The organism is Halorubrum yunnanense (assembly GCF_026586675.1).
In the GTDB taxonomy this organism is placed as follows: domain Archaea; phylum Halobacteriota; class Halobacteria; order Halobacteriales; family Haloferacaceae; genus Halorubrum; species Halorubrum yunnanense.
In genome coordinates this window covers 1-2,616 of record NZ_JAODIX010000115.1, presented here as the reverse complement: position 1 = coordinate 2,616, position 2,616 = coordinate 1, and the positions used below count along the sequence as shown (strand labels likewise).

The window sequence follows — 2,616 nt, the reverse complement described above, 5'->3', positions numbered from 1 at the left end:
CGACGAGTTCGATCTCGACTGTCGTGTTATCGTTCAGCTTCACGGCATTTTCTACCAACTCACGGATAGCCTCTCCGAGCGTCGTCTGTAACTGTACCGACCCGTTGTTAGATGTCTCAGTCAAGATCGTTGCGTCCTCGTGTTCCTCTCGGATTTCACTAACAACCTCTCCGATCAGTGGGCCAGCCTCTGTCGTGGCTGCTCCACCACCTTCCGGATCGAGGACTCGTTTTATTTGTTTCATCTTCTCTATCATCTTCCCCCACTTGTCAAGAATCGGTTCGACAGTTTCGAACTGTTCTGCCCGTTTTTCGGCGTCCGTCTCTCTGCTCATCAGCTCTGTCCAGCCTCGGACTTTTGTCAAGTCGTTCCGCATGTTGTGTCGCATCACGCGCTGCATGACGTTCAAGTGGCGACTATACCGCTGCTGGGCCGTGACATCGCGTCCCTCAGCAACGAGTAGGGTAATGTCGTCGTCCTCATCTGTCACGGGTTTTATCGAGAAGTCGATTGTTGCGAGGCCGTTAGCGCCCCGCACTTCCGTTTCGTAGCGGACGAAATCCCCGCTTTTGGCCCGCTCAATTGCGTCCTGAACCCGATCGTAGACTGTCTCGGAGTGTGTCCACCACTGGGCCTCATAAAAGGGGTTCCCGACGACGTCGCTGCGCTCGAACCCGCCGAACTCGAGGGTGGCGTCGTTGATTTCAATGACTGTCCCGTCGGTGTCCAACAAGGCCGTGAACTGGAACGTCTGGTTGAAGATGCTCTCGAACCGCCGATCACGGTCTTTGGCTTCGGTCACGTCCCTGAGGTAGACGATCACTCCGTCGATGGCGTCGTCCGCGAGCATGTTCCGGTATCGACTTTCGATGTTGAACCACTCGCCATCCGGAGATTTGAGTCGACACTCTGCTGTGACACTTTCGGTTTCCTCAAGAGAAGTAAAGAACGCCTCCATCGCATGCTCACGTCCATCAGGGTGGAGGTAATCAAAGAGATTCTCGCCAACGAGGGCGTCGGGGTCGTAGCCGAACACCCGCGTCACCGACCCACTGGTGTAGGTGATTGTCCCGTCGGGATCGAGGACTGTAACGACATCTTCGGACTCTTCGACGAATCGCTCGGTTCGGCGCCGTTGGCGACGGCGTTCAGTCATGTCGCGGACAATCATCGCATACCCGCGAAACACCCCGTCGTCGGATTCGAGCGGTGCGTACCGGACGTCGGCGTAAAACTCTGATCCGTCGGCGCAAACTTGCCAGCCCTCGTGGGCGCTCTCGCCGGCGAGACGCGCCTGTTGCATCAACCGCTTCGGGAGGCCGGACTCGCGGTCGGACTCAGGATAGAGCTTAGCTATCGACATTCCGACCGCCGCGTCACCGTCGTACCCAAAGAGGTCCTCGGTACCGGTATTCCACGTTTGAACGGTTCCGTCCTCGTCGACGATGAGAAAGGCGTACTCGTCGACGCTCTCGGTTAGCAGGCGGAACTGTTCGCGTTCCTCATACAACCGCTGTTTGCGGCGCACTTCATCGGTTACGTCTTGCTGGACACCGATGTGGTTGACCAATTCGCCGTCATCGTACACCGGCGTCACCGACAACCGATTCCAGAACTGCTCGCCGTTTTTGCGGTAGTTCCGCAGGTCGACAGTCACCGGTTCTTCGGCGGCAATCGCCTCACGGAGTTCGTCAAGCGCCTCCTGATCTCTATCGTCTTCTTGAAGAAATCGACAGTTCCGTCCGAGTGTTTCCTCTTTGGTGTAGCCGGTCTGTTCGACGAACCCGTCGTTAGCGTATATCAGCGGATTGTCCTCGCGGTCGGGGTCGCTGATCGTGATCCCGACGGTGGCCTCGTCCATTGCTCGCTCTTTCAGTTCGAGCTCTCTGTTCCGCTCCTCGAGTTCGCGCTTTTGCGCTCGCCGCTCGGTAATGTCCCGAACAGTTGCGACCGTCCCGACAAGTTCAGCTCCGGTGGCCATCCGGTTCGTTATTACCTCGAAGTATCGGGTGGAGCCATCAACTTCCACAGGGACAGGATCCGTATCATCGAGCTCGTCAATCGGACTGAATGCCCGCTCGAACGCCTCGACAGTCGTAAGGTCAGCATCGGTCGCTGAGTGTAACTCTTGTCCCTGTGTGTTCATTTCGATGAGTTCGCCGTCAGTGTCGTACAAGAACGTCGCGTCGTCGGCTTCCTCGAAGAATCGTGAGCGAGCGGACTGCTCGATCTGCCGGAACGGTTTCTCAACGAACACCAACACTCCTGCGAGGAACGCGGTCACGCCGACCGGTTCGAAGCTCAATCCCAGCATAATAGGCGGTAGCAGCTCGGTCGGGAGCGTGGTGACAGCCAACCGCGGTATGATCGGTGACAGCGCGAGAACTCCGAGCGCCCCGAGACTCCCAGTTGGAAACGCCGATTCACGCAGCGTCGTGAGTAGCCAATAGAAACTGAGCGCCACGAGTGCGTACGTGAGCGAGAACGAGACCCAGTAGAGCAACTGCGGCTCAACCACGAGGTGTAGATACGGGCTTTGCTGTAGTTCCGTCGAGACGTACAGTCCGTACAGCGGGTTCGTGAGCTTAACGATGAGGAGCCCGAGATAGGTGCCGA

The 2,616-nt window shown here is 57.4% G+C and carries 1 protein-coding gene; it reads right to left on the bottom strand.

All coding sequences use genetic code 11. The annotated features are described in order from the left end of the window. Positions 1 to 2,616, bottom strand: a 2,616-nt coding sequence (locus tag N5096_RS16175; RefSeq protein WP_267665812.1) for a PAS domain S-box protein, incomplete at both ends; no start/stop codon positions are given.